Origin of the sequence: Dactylosporangium sp. NPDC000521, from assembly GCF_042898305.1 — a bacterium.
Lineage (GTDB): Bacteria > Actinomycetota > Actinomycetes > Mycobacteriales > Micromonosporaceae > Dactylosporangium.
This window is the reverse complement of sequence record NZ_JBIAYW010000009.1, coordinates 382,484-402,983: the sequence shown is the minus strand read 5'-3', so window position 1 is coordinate 402,983 and position 20,500 is coordinate 382,484. Positions and strand designations below refer to the sequence as shown.

Below are 20,500 nucleotides of genomic sequence, written 5' to 3'. Positions count from 1 at the left end.
CATAAGCGGCTGCTCGGTATTGAAGGTCAAGTCGTCGTCCGCGTACACCGCCTCATGAACGTGGACGGCTAGCGTGCATTCATCATGAAATGAAGTAGAAGACGACCGACAGCACTAGACCGACGACCCCAAGAACGAAGCCCCAGAACTCAAGAGGCCTTGTAATAGCGGTTGAAACGAGCCAGTTTTCGTTGCCTACCCGGAACCCGGGCTCCATGCCTCGCACTCCCCCAGGGATCTCGGCGTCAAGCATGCGCAGACCCAACAGATTCGTCGTCAACCCTTCAACCGTTGCTCCCTCGGTGGTCAGGATTCGTGCATCGACCCATCGCCCATGCGGACCAGCCTGCACGTCAGCGCGGGTGGAACGCAGTTGAAAGAACGTGATGTCATATCCGGTTACCACGCCAAGCGTTCGAGACACTTCCACAGCCCGGACTGCACCGATGCGCACCAGTCGGTCCCGCGCCGGGTCAAAGGTGAATCCGAGCACTTCCTCCTGGAGCTCACGCAGTGCAACGGTGCTGATATCCCTATCGCCGGAGCGGCGATGGCCGCCGGGCAGTTGGTACTGCTGAGCGGCGGCATCATGCAGGAGAAGGTACTCGACCGACCGTCCTCGTGCCCGGCGGCTTACGATGATCTGTGCTATCTCGACGTTGCGCAGCGCGCGAGCAGTCGGATCCGCCTGCAGCCGGCGGCGCTCAACGAGGTATAGGAACTGCGGACCCGAGAGCACATGCTGCGCTGAATACGGCGGATCGACCGTGCCAGGTCGAGCCCAGTTGTCCAGCAGGCTTCGATCACCGCGGAGATGCTCGGCAAGGCTGCGCAAAAACATTGTTGAGGTCGGCGCTCCGGCTTTTATCCAGACCTCTCCCGGAGTCGGCGATACGACATTCAATACACCAAGGCTTTTCAACATCGCAGCCAGAAGTGGCCCAACAGCCATCGCCTCAACTTGACTGAATCCTGCAGTACCGCACAGGCCAGCGATGTTCACCGGACTGTCCGTGTCCCCCGGAATTGCGTCGATCACTGCAATCAGACGCTGGTTGAAATCCTCAGTCACGAAGTCACACCGCCGCACATCGCAGCGGTAGCGAACCACTCAGCCCATCGCTCTATGAATTCGTCTGTTGAGCCATGGTTGATCCGATGCGGCGGCACAGCCACTGCAAATTTTCCATCCTTACCCATCACAACTGCCGCAACCTCAGCATCAACGTCCCGCGCGAACGGCATCTCCGCACTGGTTCGATGACCGCTCCACCGGAATGCGAGCTCGTGCCAGTCGAAGCGCCCGTCGCCACCCGCGTCACAATACCAAAGTGCGTGACTTCTCCCCGTGTGCGGCGAACCAGGATCGGACCACTCCAACGCAACCTGCGCATATGCGATCACACTGAACGACAGACCTGCAGTCTTCTTTCCGTAGTCGACCGAGTGGCGCGGAACACTCAGGCTCAGCGATGCGTTACCAAATTTCAACCTCCATCCACTCCGGTACGTACGGTCCTCAACAACGCCTGCAGCATTATTGAGCTCACTTCGAAACCTCTGCGAAAGGCGTCGAAACGATGCAAGTGCATCCTGATACAGATCATCGCTCGACTCCCGGGTCGAGCGTTGTCGTTCAGCAAGAATTTCCGAGCGAAGTCGACCGTGCAGTATCTGCTCGTTCGCGTTCCGAAGGTCCTGCAGGCCTTTCGGAAGCACTCGATTGAGCGATTGGAGCCGCGAGAGAATCTCTGCCGCAGTGGGACGACTACGAGGTGACTTGCCCAGACATTCCGCGACGAGGGTTGCCAGCGGCGCCTCTACCGTGTCCAGAGCTGGTGGCGCTTCGTGCAGGTGCTGGTCACGGAAGTCCGACCGCTCCGGCCCCTGAAAAGGAATTCTCCCGCTAAACACCTCGTATGCCATTACTCCCCAAGAATAGACATCTGCAGGGCATCCCGATCGGTCCTCACGCCAACGCTCGGGTGCGGCATAGGGAGCGCTCAGCGCTGCACGCTTGGTGAGGGTGGCCGTCGCCGCCTCCACGACTCTGGCGATTCCGAAATCCACCAAATGCCATTGCTGTTGATATTGCATGACATTCCCGGGCTTGAGGTCGCGATGAACGACCCCATCATGGATTTCCAAGTCATGTAGCGCGGTCGCAACATCCGTCAAAACGGCTAGCGCCTCGGATCGCTCCAGGCGCGTCGCCCGACGCAACAGATAATTCTCCAGCGAAATTTCACCCCGCGGCATCACGAAGACCCACCAGGGGCCGTACTCTCCACATGCCCAGATCGGAAGGATGTTCCGCAACCTGCCACTCGGCCGCTCGATCACGTTGTCGCGAGGGACTTCACCGGTTTTGACGACGAACTTCACCGCTCCGCTCACGCCGTCATCGGACAACGCTGCGAAAACCGCTCCGCCGCCGCCTTGACCGAGCTTGTCGCCCAAGCTCCACCGTTGCGCTCCGATGGTCACTACAGTGCCAGTTCCAAGCGGATCAGTCATGCGACCCTGCTATCTTTAAGCGCCCAAACCATCCGCTCGATCGAGCGCTGGATCTTATCGTTCTGCCACGCGATCAAAGCACCGGCACCGTTGGCAGGATTGCTATTCACCGCCGTACTGACTTCGATTTTTTGGCCGTTCACTAGAGACATGATGAACCGATTGTCACCGAAGATGGTTCTACTGCTTCCGTCTCGATCAATCAGAATGTTCGGATTCTCTTGACTGTCGTTGGCGGCAATCTTTTGCGAGGACATGGTAATGACATCGTCATAACTGAAGGAATAGGTAGACTGCGCCAGGATGCGTCGCGTCGCCAGATCTACGTTGCATTCGAACACTCCGATCCTACGTTCCGTGAGATACATGACCAGGACCTGATAGTGACTAGCACGCAAGCGACCATCTTCACCGATGCGGGTTTTGGCCAAAGGCAACCGTCGAATGACAGTGCGAAGTCCCGACGGCGAACTGGCGTCACGCTCGAGTCGTTCTGCGGAATACCGCCCCGCTAGCTTGGAGATCCCGACGATCGCTTGCGGCGCCATCAGCAGACCGGCGTTTTCAATACCGAACTTCAAATTTAGGCGATGCAGATCTGCACCGTGGCGTATCGCACGATCTACGTCCTCTTGGAGCCAGGCATCCAGCTCACTCTCCGACGCTTGCGGCTGCGTAGCGGCGATGGCAGCATTTCTCTCGCGGATCTTCTTCCGGCACTCAACACAATCGCGCGCCATCACGATACCGAAGAACAGGAGAATCGCGGACGTAGCATAGAGTCCAACTACCGCGAGAAGTCCGACATACCACTTGGTCGTCACATACAGTCCGCCACAGGGCATGATGCCTAGAGCCAAGCCAGCGCTGAGCAGGAACCACGTGAGCCCCCAACGAGGGTCGTCAACCTTGCGGGGAATTTCGGCAAAATAGCGCCGGACCGCCTTCCTGCGCCAGGTGTCGACCCGTTCGTCATCTACCGGCTCGGGTGGGTCCTGCGCGAGCCCGAAGAATCCCGCCCGGCGGCGAACCGCCTCCCAGGTCGGTCCGAACATTCCCGGCAAATGTCCCAGCAGAAGCTTAATGTCAGCTCGATCCAGCTGGTCCACAGCACCATTTTTCGCAAGCGCCTGAACGTCTTCAGGCGCATTCCAGTCATCTGTCTGATAGAAGGTTTCGCACAAGAAGGCCGCCAAGACGGCGCTCAGGGGCAGCTTCGGAGCATTGCGAAGCCGAGAAATGACGTGGTTGACTTCACGTGTGCTCCGACTCAACGGCGGCGTACGTGCCAGAATGGCGAGCGCGATAAAGGCATGGGCTCTTGCACGTCGTTTCGCCGACTTTGGCGTCCACGGTTCAAGGCTCAGGTACTGCGCGAGCGTCGACTCCGCTTCTCTGTAGAGTCGCTCCTGCAGACTGCGTCGACCGCTGTCGTACAGGGTCCACATACGCCGCTCGGCAGGATCCTGCGCATCCGCCACGCCGGTCGTCCCTCCATCACAAACTTGCGTTGTGCGCCTCTAGACGGCACCAGTCTCGCATCAGCAGTCACGGAAGTGAATATCTGTTCGTCTGGTATCGGCGGCTTGCAGAGCAGCTTGTCTCGATTACCGGCCGCTGGAACGAGCCGATGTGACCAGGTGTGTCGTCGTGGAGAATCATGGACGTGCAGCACTCTGACGAGATCCCCATGTCGGCTGGCCCGGACTGGTTGCAAGGTGACGGCGATGCGTTGTACTGGCTTGCCGGGTCGCGGTTGATGCGCCATCAGGCGGGCACCAGGCCGGTTGACGTAACCCCGCCAGGGGTTCGTATCGGCAATGGCGTCCATGCGTACGGTGGCAGACCGTATCTAGTCACGCCCGATGCCGTCTGGTGCGCCACGCCGGACGGCCTGTTCCGGGACTCGACGCTGGTCGCCGAGGGAGCGTACGGCGACCTCGTCCTCGGCGACGGTGAGCTGCTGGCGGTCCGGGAGGACGCGACCGGCGACGCGCTCGTGGCCGTCCCGCTCGACGGCGGCCCGTTACGGGTCCTGGCCGAAGCGGCGGGGTTCTTCGGGTCGCCGCGGCCGGCGGGCGGCATGCTCGCGTGGACGTGGTGGAGCGCGAAGGACATGCCGTGGGACGCGTGCGAGGTGTGGGTCGCCGGCTACGAGCCCGGCGGCGACATCGGCGACCCGATGCGCGTCGCGGGCGGCGGCGACGAGGCGGCGATCGAGCCGCGCTGGGGCCCCGACGGGATGCTGTACTTCATGTCCGACCGGACCGGCTGGTGGAACCTGTTCCGCCACGACGGCACGGCCGTCGCCCCGATGTCCGCCGACTGTGCGGCGCCGCCGTGGGAGCTGGGCAACGCGTCGTACTGCTTCCTCGACGACGGCCGGATCGCCATGCTCGTGCGCGAGGGCCCGTCCCACCGGCTCGTGCTTTCCGACGGCTCGGCCGTTCCCCTCCCGTACAACATGATCAAACCCTGCTTGACGGCATGGGGCTCCTCGGTGGCGCTGGCCGGCTCGGCGCCGGGCGTCGGGCAGCAGCTCGCGATCGTGGACCCGGCTTCATCTTCTCGCCGGGTCGTCGCGTCCGTTGCCGTCCCCGCCCCCGGGCGCGTCCCTGTGCCCGTCGACGGCGACCGGTTGCTGGTGGCGCTGGTGTACGGCGCAGCCGGCGGCCCGGCGGTCGTGCGCGTGCCCGCGGGTCCGCCGGACCTCGAGCAGGTGCGGCGCTTCAACGAGCACGGCTTCACGGTCGTCGACATCGAGGACTTCGCCGACGCCGCGGACTGCCGCACGGTGGCCTCGCACCTGATCGACTCCGGCCTCGCGACACCGGTCTTCATCCACGGCGAGGGCATCGGCGGGCCGACGGCCCTGCGGGCGGCGGGCGGCCCGTTCACCGCCGCGGCCGCCTCGCCACCCGCCCCGGCGCCGCGCTTCCTCCGCCCGCTGGTGCGCCGCATGGGGGCTCCCGTCGATGTGAAGGCCGTCCCCATCCCGGTCCACGTCATCGACGGCACCGGTGACGACGCCGAGTTGGGGCTGTACCGGCGAGCGGCCGAGCGGAGATAATGCTCCACTCGACCACCGGAGTTCGCCATGCGCGATCGGTACATGCAGAGCCTCGCCGACGATGAGGTTTGGCGTTGCCTGACCACGTTGCGCGTGAAGTTCGACTACTTCGCCGTGGACGCCAACTTCCGGGAGAGCTGGCGGACCGCGGTCGACGTCCTGGGTCCGCGGGCGCCATGGCTGCTGCAGCGGATCGCGCTGCTGACGGTCCGGCCTGAGGGGGTCATCGCCCGCAAGGCGCACCCGTGCGTCAGGACGATGATCGAGCGGGACTTCCTGCCGATTTACGGTCATCGATGTTGCTACAACCGGGTGATGATCCGTGACCTCTGGCGGTACCAGTGGAACGTCGCCACGCTGGACCGGCTCGCGATCGGCGACCGGGTGCACTACCTCGCCGACGCGCTCAACCTCGTCTTCATGGACGTCAGCTCGCCGCTGCTGATCCCGGCGGCGTCGCGGCTGACGGCCCACAAGGGCTCGGCGTCCCCGGAGGCTCGGCGGGCCGACCACATCCGCTCGGTGCTGGGCGCGCCGAACCGGATCATGGTCGTCGTGCACTGCCCGGACGAGCCGATGGACGTCGTGCGGGAGCTGGGCATCCTCTTCGACCGGGCGGCACTGACCACGTTGTACGCCACGCTGGCGGACCGGGTCGCGGGTGGCGTGACCGCCGACCCGACGCCGCAGATCGAGGAGCTCTACGCCGAGGTGACCGCCAGGTCCCTCTCGGTCGAGGATGCCTGTGCCGCCGTCACGGCCAGGCTCGACGGTTGCGGCGGCGGCGCCGCCCGGCGGGCCGCCGCGGCGCTGGGCGCGGCCCGTGCCGGCGGCCGGCTGGATTGGGACCGCTGGGCGGCCGATCTCCACGAGTGCGGGTTCGATCCGGACGACTGGGCGGTGACGGTCGTCGCCAGCCAGTACGTCGAGCATGACCTGCCCGGCGCGGCGTGCCTCATCAGCCGGACGGGGCGGCAGCTGTGGCAGGCCGGCGAGGGCAGGATGGTCGGGACGGCGTGACACCGTCGCTGGTCGCCACCGACGCCGACGGCACGCTGCTGGACGACCACAACATGGTGAGCGCTCGCACCGCGGCGGCGGTCCGCCGGGTCGTCGCGGGTGGGGTTCCTTTCGTGTTGGTCAGTGGCAGGCCGGTGCGGACGCTGGGGAAGATCGCGCGGCGGGCGGGGGTCGACGGGCTCGCCGTGTGCTCCAACGGCGCCGTCGTCTACGACCTCCGCCGCGGTCGCGCGCTGCGGGTCGTCACGCTGGCACCGCCGCGGCTCGGCGCGGTGCTGGCGGCCTTCGACACGCACCTGCCGGGCTGCTCGTTCGCCGCCGAAAGCATCGGCGCCGCCGCCGCCCTGCGCGCGGAGGCCGGGTTCCGGGCGGCGCACCCGCTGGTGAAGTGCGAGGCCGCGGCGCGTGGTGAGCTGGTCGCCCGGCCCGCGGTGAAGCTCGCGGTGAGCTGCCCCGCCATGACGAGCCCAGCGCTGGCGGGGGCTGCGGCGGCGCTGCTCGGTGCCGCCGTGAGCGTGACGTTCTCGCAGCACGGCGGGCTGGTCGAGCTGGCCGCACCCGGTGTCGACAAGGGCTCCGGCCTGGCCTGGGTCGCTGCGCACCTCGGCGTCGGCGCGGAGACGGCGGTCGCGTTCGGCGACATGCCCAACGACATCCCGATGCTGCGCTGGGCGGGTCACGGGGTCGCCGTCGCCAACGCCGACCCCGAAGTGCTCCGCGTCGCCGCGGAGATCACCGCGTCGAACGTCGACGACGGGGTGGCCCGCGTCCTGGAGCGGTGGTTCTGACCGACGGTTACCGGAGGTGCCCCATGAGCAGGGCCGCGACCTCGTTGGGGTCGACCGGCTCGGGATCGCCCCAGACCCGCCGGGCGAGGGTGAGCTTGTCGGTGAACGTGGTGGTGCACAGCGCCAGCTCCGACGGGTCCTCGGCGACGAGCTTGGCGTACCTGACCGAGTCGACGATCGCCGTCTTGACCCGCTCGTGTGCGAGGTACCGCTCGACGTCGGACTCCCACCCCGGCCACTGGTCCGCACCGCAGGCCCTGGCCCAAGCGGCACGCATGGCGTCCTCCTCGTCGGCGAGGTATCCCATCTTGTGCAGGTGCACGGCGAGCTCGTACAGCGGGTCGCCGCCGACCGCGAGCTCCCAGTCCAGGAACACGGCCGCGCCGTCGCGCAGCATGACGTTCTTCCGGTGGACGTCCGCGTGCACCAGCCGGAAGGGGCGGGGCGACAGCGACCGCAGCGTCAGCGCCGCGAACGGGTCGTCCGGGATCCTGAACCGCGTCCAGAGGCCGGCGAACCCGGCGGCGAACGTGGCGTGGACGCCCTTGGTGATGTCGAGCAGCTGCGCCGCGAACCCGGCGGAGTCGCCGTCCTCGGGCCAGCCGGCTGGCAGCGGCGGGAGGCTGAGCAGCGGCACGTCCTCGAGCCGGGCGAAGAACGCCGCGAACTGGTCGGTCATGCCGGCCGGGAGCCGGGTGCCGCGCGGCGCGATGTCGTTGAGCGTCGGGCCGTCGATCCATTCGTGGATCTGGTACTGCGGCTCGTCGCTGATGCTGCGCAGCTTCGGGACACAGTCGAGATGGGTGCTGACGGTGGTCAGGACTGCGGCCTCGGGCCAGATGCGCAGGTCCATCCGGTCGGCGCCGCCGATCGGTACCCGCACCAGGTGTGCCCCGACCCGCACGTTGGTGTTGTAGAAGCCGGCGCTGCCGTCGATGACCGACCGCGCCTGGGCGTAGACGTCGTCCCACTCGTCGTGCAGCAGCCGGCGCACCAGGTCGCGGATCGCGGTCCGCAGCGGGTCGAGCCCGTGCAACGGCTGCAGCGCGGCGACGGAGCGCTCCACGGCGGCGGTGACGGTGCGCTCGGGCGCGCCGATCCGGTCCAGCAGCGCCCCGGCCACCATGATCAGGGTCGGGTAAACCTGCACGGTGTCAAGCTCGGTGACCGCCCACACGGCACTGAGCTGGGCCTGGTCGAAGCGCCCCGCTCGGGCGTGCCACAGCGCCCGGATCAGCTCGGCCCGGGCGCGCCCCGATCGGTACCCGCAGCGTTCGAGGACCGCCGCCGCCTCGTCAAGCGCCGCGCCGGCGGCGTCCAGCTCACCGAGGCCCAGCTGGGCGAGCGCCAGCGCGCTCAGCGACTTGCCGATCTCGTGCTCGGCGCCGAGCCGGCGCTGCGCGGCGAGGGCCGCGACAGCGACCGGCACTGCCGCCGCCGAGTCGGCCAGGGCGAGAACCTCCGCCTCGTTGGTGAGGATGTTGGCGAGCCCGACCTCGTGCCCGGCCGTCTCGTACAGTGCCCGGGCCACAGCGAGCTGCTCCATCGCCGCCGCGGGTTCGAAGGCGAACCGGTACGCCAGGCACCGCAGGCGGGCCAGGTCGCCGCGCAGCGCCACCTGCTCGGGCGAGGAAGCCTCCGCGACGGCCTCCGCCGTGGCGATCGCGTCGATGAACCGCCCCTGGGCCATGTCCAGGTCGGCGTGCCAGAGACCGGCGTCCAGTCGCACCTGACCACCGTAGCCGGGCCAGAGCAGGGCGTACTGGCGCAGCGCCTGGGCCGTGTCGCCGCGGATGCGCAGGGCGTTGGCCGCCGCGAGGGACAGCCGCGCGTCGATGTCGTCGGCGTCGTCGGTGAGCCCGATCGCGCTGAGCTCGGCGTGGGCCGTTTCCGCGTCACCGACGAGCAGCGCCGCCTCCGCCGTCAGCAGCCGGGTCAGCCGCTGCCACGGCGTCCGCGGCGCCACCTTGGCGGCCATCTCGTGCAGGTCGGCACACATCGCGTCGAGGCCGGGCTTGCCGAGCGCGGCGAGCCGGTCGGCGTACGGCAGCAGCGACGGCAGGTCGTCCGGGGCGGCGCAGGCCGCGTGGTGGGCCGCCTCCCGCCAGGCTTCCTGCATCCGGGTCGCGACGCCCCGCTCGTACCAGATGTCGCGGAGCAGCTCGTGAATCTCGCGGAGCACGCCCGGGCTGAGCCTGGCCTGGATGGACCTGGCCATCAGCTGATGCATCTGCAGGGTGTTCTCGCCCGCGGTGGCGATGAAGGAGTACGCGATCAGCCGCTCCCACATCTGGGTGTCCGCCCGCAGCTCGTAGTGCCGGGCCATCCGCCGGAAGATCTCCCGGTCGAAGACCCTCGCCACGCTGAGCAGCTCGAACACCCGCACGATGTCGGGCTCGACGTGGTGCAGGAAGCGCTCCTCGATGTGCGCGTAGCGGCTCGCGGCCGGCCCCGACTCGTGCGCCAGGTGCAGGTAGAACGGCAGGCCTTCGCAGTCGCGGGCGATCGACGCCCCAGCCTCCGGGTCGGTGACGCCGAGCGCGGCGAGCAGTTCGAGCCGGGCGTCGTAGGGCAGCGCGGCGACCGGCAGCGGGCGGATCCGCTCCGACCAGCGCGGGTCGCGGCGTTCCCAGCCGAGCGGCTCCCTGGTCGCGACCACGACCAGCCCGCGGTCGAGCTGCCCAAGCAGGTCACGCAGCCAGACGTCGGCCAGCGCCGCAGTGCCGGCCCGCTCCACGCCGCCGACGAGCGCCTCGTACGCGTCGACGCAGAGCAGGTAGCCGCCGTGGGCGTCGAGATCCCGGGCGAACAGGTAAACGACCGCGTCGCCGAGCTGGTCCAGGGTGAGCTCGGTGAGCTCCATCAGCGTCGGGTCGTGGCGGATCAGGTTCCACCGCTTGAACTTGCGGGCGGCGATGTCGAGCGCCTTCACCGCGATGCCGAAGACGGGCAGCCCGGACGCCTCGTCCAGGATGCTCGTCAGGATCTCGCTCTCCGACAGCCACGACACCTGATCCCGCGACAGCGTCACCTGCGGGTTCAGCCGCTGCCACCAGATCCCGTACGCGAGGTCGAAGCGATCGAAGCCGACCCCCGCGGCGCCGAACTGGGCCCGGAGCGACCCGAGCGCGGCGAGCGCCGAGCGCTGCGAGGGCTCCTGCAGGTTGAGCCGCGCGGTCGGCAGATCGGCCGGGACCCGCTTGGCCAGCTCGTGCAACAGCCGGGACTTGCCGATGCCGCCGACGCCGGTCAGCTCCAGCAGCGTCGGCGCCTGGCCGATACCGGCAAGTGCCCGATCGAACTCCTCCAGCAGCTCCGCGCGATCGACGAACGGTGACCGGATGGCTCCAGGCTGATATCGCGCCGCAATCGTCATGCACACCCCGCTGCCAAACGTGGACGGACAGCAAGGAGTATCCACAACGGAAGAGATCGTCACCAGTCACTTCCCACCCCACCCTACGGCTCCAGGTCAACGCCTTCGCGTCACCATCTGGACGCGCCGCAGGTGACGCATCGCGTTGACAGATAGCTTCGCGAAGGCGAATCTATCTGTCATGGAGTTGGTGACGGTCGGGGACGCGGCCACTCGCCTCGGCGTGTCCACCCGCCAGGTGCAGCACCTCGTCGCGGCCGGCGCGCTGCGCTTCCTGGCGCGTGGCGTCATCGACGCGATGTCGGTCGAGCGGTACTTGGCGAGCCGGGGCAGCCACCGGTGGCGGCCCTGGTCGGGCCCGACCTCCTGGGGCGCCGTCGCGCTGCTGTCCGGCCGCGACGCCGGCTGGGTCGGCACCTCCCAGCGGTCCCGCCTGCGCGGGCAGCTCCGCGCGATGGCCGCCGAGGAGCTGGTGGGGCGCGCCCGCGGGAGGGCGGTCGCTTCGCGGTACACCGGACACAGCAGCACCGCGGGCAGGCTCCGCGGGCAGGTGGTGGACACCTCCCGGGCGGGCGAAACGCTCGGCCTGACCGCGACGGGGGCCGTCGACGGCTATGTCGCTGCCGGCGAGCTCGACGCGATCGTCGCCCGCCACGGCCTGGTCCCCGACGAGGCTGGGCCGTTCACGCTGCGGGCCACCGACATGCCCCTGGACGTCGTCGCCGAGCTCGAGGACGCCGGGCCGGTGCTGGCGGCGCTGGACCTCGCGGAATCCCTCGACGTCCGCGAGCGCCGTGCCGGCCTCGACGCCCTCACCAGCACACTGGACCGGTTCCGTGACTGACCGCTGGACCATCGACATCCCCCGGCCCGCGCGGCGGCTGGCTGCCGCCGTGGCCCAACGTCGCCGAGATCGAAGCGGTCCTCCCGCACGAGCACTGGACGCTCGTCGGCGTGGCGTGTGCTGGCCGGCGACGTCCGCGGCCAGGGTCAGGCGGCGCTGAGGCTCCTGACCGCGCCGCCGGCCTGACGCCGCCGGTTGACCGTCAAGTTCGTGTTGGCGAAGCTATCCGTCAACCGTCTCGGTGTGCGGCGGTGCGGCTACCGCCGTCGCGGGAAAGTGTCGTACCCCGTGACTAGGCTCGGCTGCATCGACGTCGAGTTGGGAGGGGGTGGCCCATGGCTTCTGACTTCGAGGAGCTTGCCGCGTTCCTCCGGCGGCCCGAGGTCGGTGAGTATCCGGTCGACGAGGTGCGGGAGTCCGTCTGCGGGTCGTGCGGCGGCCGGCGGTTCGAGGTGCGGGTGATGGACACGGCGAAGGCCGCCCGGCGGACGTGTCTGGGGTGCGGGCAGCACGCGTTCATCGCCGACAGCCTCGAGTACTGGGACGAGGACGACGAGGTGCAGGTGGTCTGCGCCTGCGTGTGCGGCGAGGAGGAGTTCGCGGCGGCGATCGGGTTCTCGCTGCGTGAGGATGACGACGACGTGCGCTGGGTCTGCGTCGGGCTGCGGTGCCTCGCCTGCGGCCGCCCCGGCGTCTACGAGGAGTGGCTGATCAAGTGGGGGCCCAGCAACTACCTCCTGGACCACGCATGAGGTGGTGTCTACCAAATCACCCTGGTCGCCGCGGCCATCAGGGAATCGGTCGGCGGTGGGTGAAGTTGTCGGCGGTATGACGACGATCGGGTTCATCGGAAGTGGGTTCATCGGCGGGACGGTGGCCCGGCTGGCGGTCGCGGCCGGGTATGACGTGGTGGTGAGCAACTCGCGGGGGCCGGAGACGCTGCAGGATCTCGTCGCCGAGCTCGGGCCGCGGGCGCGGGCGGGCACGTCGGCCGACGCGGCGGCGGCCGGGGACCTCGTGGTGGTGAGCGTGCCGTTCAAGGCCTTCGACAAGGTGCCGGCCGAGCCGCTCAAGGGCAAGACGGTCATCGACACCAACAACTACTACCCGCAGCGGGACGGCACGTTCGCCGAGCTGGACAACGCCGAGACGACCAGCAGCGAGCTGCTGCAGCGGCACCTGGACGGCGCCCACGTGGTGAAGGCGTTCAACAACATCTTCTACAAGCACCTCGGCTCGCTCGCCCGCCCCGGCCAGGCCGACGACCGCAGCGCTCTGCCGATCGCCGGCGACGACGAGACCGCGAAGCGGGCCGTGGTCGAGTTCCTCGACACCATCGGTTACGACGCCGTCGACGTCGGGACGCTGGCGGACGGGTGGCGGTTCCAGCCGGACACCCCGGCATACGGCCCGCCGTACGGCACGTTCGAGGACCCGGTCGGCCACCAGGCCACCGCGGACCAGCTGCGGACGGCGGTCGCCCAGGCCCAGCGCTGACAAACTTGACACAGATGCCCGGCCAGCCACCAGAGCCGCGCTGAGCGGTGTACCTGCGGGTGGCTGCCGGGCGTCGCGCCAACGACCCGTCGAGCAGTGCGCCGGTGACAGCCTGACGCGGACGACCTGGCGGGCTACCCAGGGCGGCGCCGGCGGTGGAGCGCTGACGACCACAGCCACCGGGTCCCCGCGCCGTGCAGGCGAGCCGAGCCGTGACGCCCGGGCGTGACGCCCGGACGCGGGCCACCGCGCCGCGCGGGCCGGCCGCAGTCGGGCAGGCTGAGCGGTGACAACCAGGCGCGACTCGACCGGGGACCAGGCAAGCGTGGAGCAGGCCGGCGGCTGGTGACCGGATACGGTGGAGCGATGGACACGCTGGCGCGGTTGGGTGACGAGTACTTCCGGCTGCACTTCGCGGCTGAGCCGTTCGCGGCCACCGTGTTCGGCGTGGACGGGCACGACGCCGACGTCCCCGATCCCGGCAGGGACGCGGCCGGCAGGCACCGGGCCGCTCTCCAGAACGTCGAAGCGGAGCTCAAGACCGTCGAGACGGCCGGGCTCAGCACGCAGGAGAAGATCAGCCACACGATCCTGAGCAGGCTGCTGCGGGACGAGCAGCGCATCTCCAAGGACGGCCTCAACGAGGTCGCGGTGACGGCCAGCATCGCCGGGCCGCTCGCGCAGGTGGTGTCGACGATGACGACAACCAGCGACGCTGCGTACCTGACCAGGCTCGCGAAGCTCGGCAGCTTCTTCGACGGGCACGTCGCGCGCTACCAGCAGGCCGCGCAGGACGGGCGGTTCCCGACGGAGCTGGGCGTGCGGCAGGCGATCGCGCAGGTCGACGCGTACCTGAGCACGCCGGTCGAGCGGGATCCGTTGCTGCAGCGCGACGTCGCGAAGACGAAGCAGGCCGCCGACCTGGTCACGGAGCACGTGCGGCCGGCGCTGCGCCGGTTCCGGACCGTGCTCGACGAGCAGCTGCTGCCGGTCGCCCGCCCAGGGGAGCAGGTCGGGCTGTGCCACGTGCCCGGCGGCGCCGACGGCTACCGCACCCTGATCGCGGCGTACACCACGACCGAGCTCGGCCCGGAGGAGATCCACCAGATCGGTCTCGACCTGGTGGCCGGGCTGCGGGAGGAGTTCGCCGACCGCGGCGGGCGGGCGCTGGGCGCCAGGAGCGCCGAAGACGTCATCACACGGCTCAGGGACGATCGGGAGCTGCGGTTCGACAACGCCGGGCAGATCGTCGACGCGGTCACGACGGCGCTGCGCAACGCCGAGGAAGCGGTGCCGGACTGGTTCCGGAAGTACGACACGGCACCGTGCGTGGTCCGGGAGATGGACGCCGCCGAGGCGGAGAACTCGGTGCTCGGCTACTACGTCGCGCCCGCCGCGGACGGTTCGCGGCCCGGGGCGCACGTCGTCAACACGTTCCGGCCGGAGTCGAGAGCCCGGTTCGAGTACGAGGTGCTCGCGTTCCACGAGAGCGTGCCGGGGCACCACCTGCAGATCGCGGTCGCGCAGTCGCGGGCGGACCTGCCGCGGTTCCGGCGGTTCACCTACTTCGACGCGCACGGCGAGGGCTGGGGTCTGTACACGGAGCGCCTCACCGACGAGATGGGCCTGTACACGTCGGAGCTCAGCCGGCTCGGCATGGTGTCGTTCGACGCGTGGCGGGCGTGCCGGCTCGTCGTGGACACCGGCATGCACCACCTCGGCTGGTCGCGGGACCGGGCCATCGCGTACATGCGCGACAACACCGCCCTGTCGGAGACCAACATCGCCAACGAGGTCGACCGGTACATCGCGATGCCGGGGCAGGCCCTCGCGTACATGCTGGGCCGGCTGCGGATCCAGCAGCTGAGGGAGCGCGAGCGGGCGGCGCTCGGGCCGGCGTTCGACATCCGCGCGTTCCACCACGAGGTGCTCGCCCACGGGCCGCTGCCGCTGGACACCCTCGAGGACCTGATCGCGTCCCGCTGGTAACTTTCACGCCGAAAATTTTCGGCAAGCACATGGACGCCTAGCAATAGCCCGAGAGCATTGACAAGCGTGAGCAACGTTGCCACGGTGCCGAAAAGGATTTCGGAACCAGCAACGGAAGGAACCGTGCTCATGCTGCGAAGACTCGTCCTGCCCCTCGCCACCCTCGTGGTACTCGCCGGCGGCGTCGCGGTGGCGGGCACCGCCGCGCAGTCGGCGCCCGGACAGAGTGACAACCTGGCCCGATCGGCCACCGCCAGCGCCTCGTACACCTCGCCCTGGGAGAGCATCGCCGCGGTCAACGACGGCATCGACCCCGCGACCTCCAACGACACCGTGAACCGGCGCTGGGGAACGTGGCCCAACACCGGTGAGCAGTGGGTCCTGCTCACGTGGGCGTCGACGCAATCCATCCGCTCAGCGGATATCTACTTCTTCGACGACGGCGGCGGCGTCCGTACGCCCGGCAGCTGGCGCCTGCAGTCGTGGAACGGTTCGTCCTATGTGGACGTGGCCGGCGCGTCGGGCTATGGCACGGCCGTGAACCAGTACAACGCCGTGAACTTCACCCCGGTCAGCACCAGCCGGCTGCGGCTCGTCCTGCAGAGCGGCGCCGCGTCGGTCGGGGTGCTGGAGTTCAGGGCGTACAGCACCGCGATCGGCACCCAGCCACCGCCGACCAGCGGCTGGAACCCGCCGGCGAACCTCGTCACCCCACTCAACGAGGTCTGGCAGCACGTCGAGTCGACGTATTCCAACCCGTACGGGTTCCGCAACTACGGCTGGGACCAGGTTTTCGCGAACAAGGGCAGCATCAATTACTGCGTCCGTTGGGATTCCAGCGCCCCGGTGAGCGCCGCGCTGCGCGACCAGATCCACGCCTCGCTGGCGCGGCAGTTCAAGAAGTGGATGGACGTGATGGCCGGGCACAACGGCTGGCCATACCAGAACGTGCAGCTGAAGGTCGTCGGCTGGGCGGTCCGCGACCGGGCCACGCTGCAGTGGTCCGACAACTCCGTCGACGTGTACGTCAACAACATCCGCGAGAACGCGCCGCAGTGCTCGGAGCCGTGCGGCCGGTTCTTCAACCAGAGCGGCAACTACCCGAACTGCCCCGGCGGCGCCTCGCACCACTACGACATGTCGCTGTGGCTGACAGCCGGGATGAGCGGCGGCGCCGGCGGCGACTGGGGCCAGCGCGTCGGCAGCGAGTACTTCGTCGGCGCCCTCAACAACGACAACATCCACATCCTGCTGCACGAGATAGGCCATAGCTTCGGCCTCGACGACTTCTACGACTGGACGCCGACCGGCGTCGGCGGCTTCCTGATGAAGGCCGGCTCGGCCACGTCGATCACCGAGTTCGACGCCTGGATGCTGCGGGACTGGTGGCGCCACCTGAAGAGCCGCTACGGGTACTGACGTCGGGCACAGCCGCTGAGTCGGGAGCTCAGCCGGCGGTCAGGATCAGCAGGGTCGCGGAGGCACCGGCCAGGACCGTGCCCGATGGCCAGCACCGCGACGAGAAGGTGACGCATGCGGCGCACGGTAGGGCCGCCCGCCTCACGACGGCAACGCCGCGGGTGTCGTGCCGGCACGGCACCTGCGGCGGGGGCGGGAAAGTTTCAGAGCGCCCGCAGCTTGTCGGGGTTGGCGACGTTGTAGATGCCGGCGACGCGCCCCTGGTCGTCGAGGTCGAGCGTCATGGTGCCGATGACCCGACCGGCGCCGCGGAACACGATTCCCGGTCCGCCGTTGAATTCCACGAGGTCGATGCTCATGTCGGCGAGCTCCACCCCTTGATACGACTGCTGGCCGAGCGTCGCGAACCACGCCGCGACCCGTGCGGCGCCGGTGACCGGGCGGGTCGCCTGGCGCACCTTGCCGCCGCCGTCGGTCCACAGGGTGACGTCCGGGGCGAGGAGCTGCATGAGCGTGTTGATGTCGCCGCCGGTCGCCGCGGCGAAGAACCGCTCGGTGACCTGGCGGCGGGTGGCCTGACCGGCGTGGAACCGGGGCCGGCGGGCGTGCACGTGCCCGCGGGCGCGGTGCCCGACCTGCCGGACGGCGTCCTCGGAGCGCTCGACGGCGGCGGCGATCTCCGCGTACGTGAACCCGAACGCCTCCTTGAGCACGAACACGGCGCGCTCCAGCGGGCTCAGCGTCTCCAGCACCACGAGCAGCGCCATCGACAGCGACTCGCCGCCGTCCTCGCTTCCGGTCGGGATCGGCTCCGGCAGCCACGGCCCGACGTAGACCTCTCGCCGGGACCGCGCCGACCGGAGCCGGTCCATGGCCACGTTCGTGACGATGCGGACCATGTACGGCTTGGCCTCGCCCACCTGCGTCCGGTCCACGGCCGACCACTTGAGCCACGCGTCCTGGACCGCATCCTCGGCGTCGGACGCGCTGCCGAGGATGCGGTACGCCACGGAGAAAAGCAGCCGGCGATGGATTTCGAACTCGTCCGTCATCATGATCAGTACAGCATCAGCACGCCGGCGACCGGCGCCAGGTACAGCAGCGGAAACACCACGTGCGAGTAGGACCTCGCCCGCAGGATGGTGATGACGGCCCCGGTGAAGTACAGGACGAGCCCGATCCCGGCCGCCACGCCGATCGCCGGGACGAACAGTCCGGCGAGCAGCCCCAGTACACCTGCCGCCTTCGCGACTCCGAGCCACGGCCACCACGAGGCCGGGACGCCATATGCCGCCAGCGGCTCCACGACCCACTTGGCCCGCAGGAAGACCGACACGGCGGAGAACCCGACCCAGAGCGCTGCGGCGATGGTGATTGACGTAGTCATGACCGCGGGACGGATGCCGGAGCGCCGAACGTGACACGCGAGTGTCATCCGTCACATCACCCTGCGGAAGAAGTTGCATCACCATGCAGTGTGATGCATATACTTACGACATGTCCAAGGTGCTCACCTCCCTGCCCGTCGGTGAACGTGTCGGTATTGCCTTCTCCGGCGGCCTGGACACGTCCGTAGCTGTCGCGTGGATGCGCGAGAAGGGCGCGGTGCCCTGCACCTACACCGCGGACATCGGGCAGTATGACGAGCCCGACATCGCCTCGGTCCCCGGCCGCGCCGGCGCGTACGGCGCCGAGATCGCCCGCCTGGTCGACTGCCGCGCCGCCCTGGTCGAGGAGGGCCTGGCCGCGCTCGCCTGCGGCGCGTTCCACATCCGCTCCGGCGGCCGCACCTACTTCAACACCACCCCGCTGGGCCGCGCCGTCACCGGCACCCTGCTGGTCAACGCGATGCTCGAGGACGGCGTCCAGGTGTGGGGCGACGGCTCCACGTTCAAGGGCAACGACATCGAGCGCTTCTACCGGTACGGCCTGCTGGCCAACCCCGCGCTGCGCATCTACAAGCCGTGGCTGGACGCCGCCTTCGTCACCGAGCTCGGTGGCCGCAAGGAGATGTCCGAGTGGCTGCTCGCGCACGGCCTGCCGTACCGGGACAGCACCGAGAAGGCGTACTCCACCGACGCCAACATCTGGGGCGCCACCCACGAGGCGAAGACCCTCGAGCGCCTCGACACGGGCATCGAGATCGTGGAACCCATCATGGGCGTGCGTTTCTGGGACCCCGCGGTCGAGATCGCCCCCGAGGACGTCACGATCGGCTTCGAGCAGGGCCGCCCCGTCACGATCAACGGCAAGGAGTTCGGCTCCGCCGTGGACCTCGTCCTGGAGGCCAACGCCATCGGCGGCCGCCACGGCCTGGGCATGTCCGACCAGATCGAGAACCGCATCATCGAGGCCAAGAGCCGCGGCATCTACGAGGCCCCGGGCATGGCCCTGCTCTACACCGCCTACGAGCGCCTGGTCAACGCGATCCACAACGAGGACACCGTCGCCGCGTACCACAACGAGGGCCGCCGGCTGGGTCGTCTGCTGTACGAGGGCCGCTGGCTGGACCCGCAGGCCCTCATGCTCCGCGAATCCCTCCAGCGTTGGGTTGGTTCAGCGATCACGGGCGAGGTCACCATCCGCCTGCGCCGCGGCGAGGACTACTCGGTCCTCAACACCACGGGCCCCGCGCTGAGCTACCACCCCGACAAGCTGTCCATGGAGCGCACCGAGGACTCCGCCTTCGGCCCGCTGGACCGCATCGGCCAGCTCACCATGCGCAACCTCGACATCGCCGACTCCCGCGCCAAGCTGGAGCAGTACGCCCGCATCGGCATCGTCGGCAGCGGCCAGCACCGCCAGCTCGTCTCCGCGACCGAGCAGTCGACCCGCCTGATCGGCACCATGCCCGAGGGCGGCGCGGAGGAGATCGCCTCCCGCGGCAAGGCCGCAACGGGCGACGAACTCCTCGACGCCGCCGCCATGGAGGCCGGCACCGACTGATCCGCATCTGCTGTCCGGCGGGGACCCTTTGCGGGTCCCCGCTTCGCTGTTCCCAGGCGGGCCGACAGTCGGCATCTTGACACATCACGGTCGTCGCTGATCGATGTCTTCGCAGGTCAGGCGGTTGGAGTCCAACATCCGACCGCTTGCGCGCGCTGGCTAACGTGCGACCGCATACGGGGGGTTCCTGCCCCCGTGTCCGGATTGATGAAGGACGTGATGTGATGCGCAGACAGATACAGGCAGCGCTGGCGGTCGCCGTGCTGAGCGCCGCCGCGCTCGTGCCGGCGTCGGCGGCCCACGCGGTCAGCCGCTGCAACGACCCGGTGCCGCCGCCGTCGTGCGTCGGCGACCCGCCGGACGGCACCGACGACTCCCCGACCGGCACGGTGACGTTCACCAACCTCGGCACCTCGGTGCGGGCCACCGGCTGGGCGCTCGACCCCGACGGCGGGCCGCTGCAGGTGCGGGTGGCCATCGACGGCACGATCGTCGGCAGCACCACGGCCAACCTGCCCAACGGCACCAAGAACAACGGGTACGACGTCACCGTCCCCCTGCCCACGATGCCGGGCGATCACCGCGTTGTTGTGTCGGCGGCCAACTGGCCGGACGGGACCACGCCGGTCGCGGCGAACCGGGTCCTGGGCTTCACCGACGTGAAAGTGGCGCTGCCGGGGCCGACCGACCTGCAGGTGTCGGCCACCGCTCACTCGCTCTGGTTCAACTGGATCGACAACGCGACCACGGAGACCGGCTTCTACCTGTCGGTCAGCTACGACCAGGTCGTCTGGAACGACAAGGGCCAGCCGAGCCGGGTGAACAGGAGCAACACCTGGTGGCTGCCGGCCAACCCCGGCACCGGGCCGATGTCACACTTCGTCGAAGGGCTCCCCGAGAACACGTACTACCTGGTCAGCGTCTACGCGGTGCAGGACGGCGGCGTGCACTCGCGGGCCGCTACCGGCAACGTCCGCACCGCTGAGTACTGAACCTCCGGCACAGCAACGGCGGCACCCGGAAGGTCGACCTCC

General features: G+C 68.9%; 16 protein-coding genes. 10 read left to right on the top strand and 6 right to left on the bottom strand.

Annotated features, from left to right (window positions below):
- Positions 1-82 precede the first annotated feature (82 nt).
- From ACFY3L_RS29655 to ACFY3L_RS29645, 3 genes are read right to left on the bottom strand one after another with little or no spacing between them, the layout of a single operon-like run.
- Positions 83-1,072 carry a hypothetical protein gene (locus ACFY3L_RS29655; protein WP_389331066.1) on the bottom strand — a complete coding sequence of 330 codons (990 nt, stop codon included), beginning with the start codon at positions 1,070-1,072 and terminating at the stop codon, positions 83-85.
- The gene (locus ACFY3L_RS29650) at positions 1,069-2,517 is read right to left on the bottom strand and encodes a serine/threonine-protein kinase (RefSeq protein WP_389331063.1); all 1,449 of its coding nucleotides are present in this window, start codon (positions 2,515-2,517) and stop codon (positions 1,069-1,071) included. Before ACFY3L_RS29650 ends, ACFY3L_RS29655 begins: the two co-directional genes overlap by 4 nt.
- Complete coding sequence (locus tag ACFY3L_RS29645; protein WP_389331060.1) at positions 2,514-3,998, bottom strand: hypothetical protein; 1,485 nt, start codon at positions 3,996-3,998, stop codon at positions 2,514-2,516. Before ACFY3L_RS29645 ends, ACFY3L_RS29650 begins: the two co-directional genes overlap by 4 nt.
- A gap of 185 nt (positions 3,999-4,183) precedes the next feature.
- On the opposite strand from ACFY3L_RS29645, the gene ACFY3L_RS29640 reads away from it, so the two are divergent.
- Genes ACFY3L_RS29640 through ACFY3L_RS29630 form a run of 3 tightly spaced genes read left to right on the top strand, consistent with a single transcriptional unit; the run spans position 4,184 to position 7,395 of the window.
- Entirely contained in the window at positions 4,184-5,587 is a 1,404-nt protein-coding gene (locus tag ACFY3L_RS29640; protein ID WP_389331056.1) for a S9 family peptidase, read from the top strand.
- Between the two features lie 27 nt (positions 5,588-5,614).
- Positions 5,615-6,607: a hypothetical protein gene (locus tag ACFY3L_RS29635; protein WP_389331053.1), complete on the top strand. Its 993-nt coding sequence runs from the start codon at positions 5,615-5,617 to the stop codon at positions 6,605-6,607.
- Positions 6,604-7,395: an HAD family hydrolase gene (locus tag ACFY3L_RS29630; RefSeq protein ID WP_389331050.1), complete on the top strand. Its 792-nt coding sequence runs from the start codon at positions 6,604-6,606 to the stop codon at positions 7,393-7,395. The genes ACFY3L_RS29635 and ACFY3L_RS29630 overlap by 4 nt, the downstream gene beginning before the upstream one ends.
- 7 nt (positions 7,396-7,402) lie before the next feature.
- Here the strand turns inward: ACFY3L_RS29630 and ACFY3L_RS29625 are convergent, their stop codons facing one another.
- Positions 7,403-10,771 carry a phosphotransferase gene (locus ACFY3L_RS29625; RefSeq protein WP_389331047.1) on the bottom strand — a complete coding sequence of 1,123 codons (3,369 nt, stop codon included), beginning with the start codon at positions 10,769-10,771 and terminating at the stop codon, positions 7,403-7,405.
- Positions 10,772-10,952: 181 nt separating this feature from the next.
- Between ACFY3L_RS29625 and ACFY3L_RS29620 the strand changes: the two genes are divergently transcribed.
- The 5 genes from ACFY3L_RS29620 to ACFY3L_RS29600 all read left to right on the top strand — a co-directional run bounded on the left by ACFY3L_RS29620 (position 10,953) and on the right by ACFY3L_RS29600 (position 16,520).
- Complete coding sequence (locus ACFY3L_RS29620; RefSeq protein WP_389331044.1) at positions 10,953-11,615, top strand: hypothetical protein; 663 nt, start codon at positions 10,953-10,955, stop codon at positions 11,613-11,615.
- A 335-nt stretch (positions 11,616-11,950) separates the two neighbouring features.
- A complete protein-coding gene (locus ACFY3L_RS29615; protein ID WP_389331041.1) occupies positions 11,951-12,367 on the top strand; it encodes a hypothetical protein in 417 nt (138 codons plus the stop codon).
- Between the two features lie 76 nt (positions 12,368-12,443).
- Positions 12,444-13,112: an NADPH-dependent F420 reductase gene (locus tag ACFY3L_RS29610; protein WP_389331038.1), complete on the top strand. Its 669-nt coding sequence runs from the start codon at positions 12,444-12,446 to the stop codon at positions 13,110-13,112.
- A 366-nt stretch (positions 13,113-13,478) separates the two neighbouring features.
- Complete coding sequence (locus tag ACFY3L_RS29605; protein ID WP_389331035.1) at positions 13,479-15,101, top strand: DUF885 domain-containing protein; 1,623 nt, start codon at positions 13,479-13,481, stop codon at positions 15,099-15,101.
- 129 nt (positions 15,102-15,230) lie between these two features.
- Complete coding sequence (locus ACFY3L_RS29600; protein WP_389331032.1) at positions 15,231-16,520, top strand: cellulose-binding protein; 1,290 nt, start codon at positions 15,231-15,233, stop codon at positions 16,518-16,520.
- Between the two features lie 203 nt (positions 16,521-16,723).
- On the opposite strand, the gene ACFY3L_RS29595 is transcribed toward ACFY3L_RS29600, so the two are convergent.
- Positions 16,724-17,575 (bottom strand): RNA polymerase sigma-70 factor, encoded by an 852-nt coding sequence (locus ACFY3L_RS29595; RefSeq protein WP_389331029.1) that lies wholly within the window; start codon positions 17,573-17,575, stop codon positions 16,724-16,726.
- Between the two features lie 2 nt (positions 17,576-17,577).
- Positions 17,578-17,907 (bottom strand): DoxX family protein, encoded by a 330-nt coding sequence (locus ACFY3L_RS29590; RefSeq protein WP_389331026.1) that lies wholly within the window; start codon positions 17,905-17,907, stop codon positions 17,578-17,580.
- Positions 17,908-18,017: 110 nt separating this feature from the next.
- Between ACFY3L_RS29590 and argG the strand changes: the two genes are divergently transcribed.
- The gene (argG, locus tag ACFY3L_RS29585) at positions 18,018-19,466 is read left to right on the top strand and encodes an argininosuccinate synthase (protein ID WP_389331023.1); all 1,449 of its coding nucleotides are present in this window, start codon (positions 18,018-18,020) and stop codon (positions 19,464-19,466) included.
- A gap of 224 nt (positions 19,467-19,690) precedes the next feature.
- Positions 19,691-20,458 carry a hypothetical protein gene (locus tag ACFY3L_RS29580; protein WP_389331020.1) on the top strand — a complete coding sequence of 256 codons (768 nt, stop codon included), beginning with the start codon at positions 19,691-19,693 and terminating at the stop codon, positions 20,456-20,458.
- The last annotated feature ends 42 nt before the right edge of the window (positions 20,459-20,500 follow it).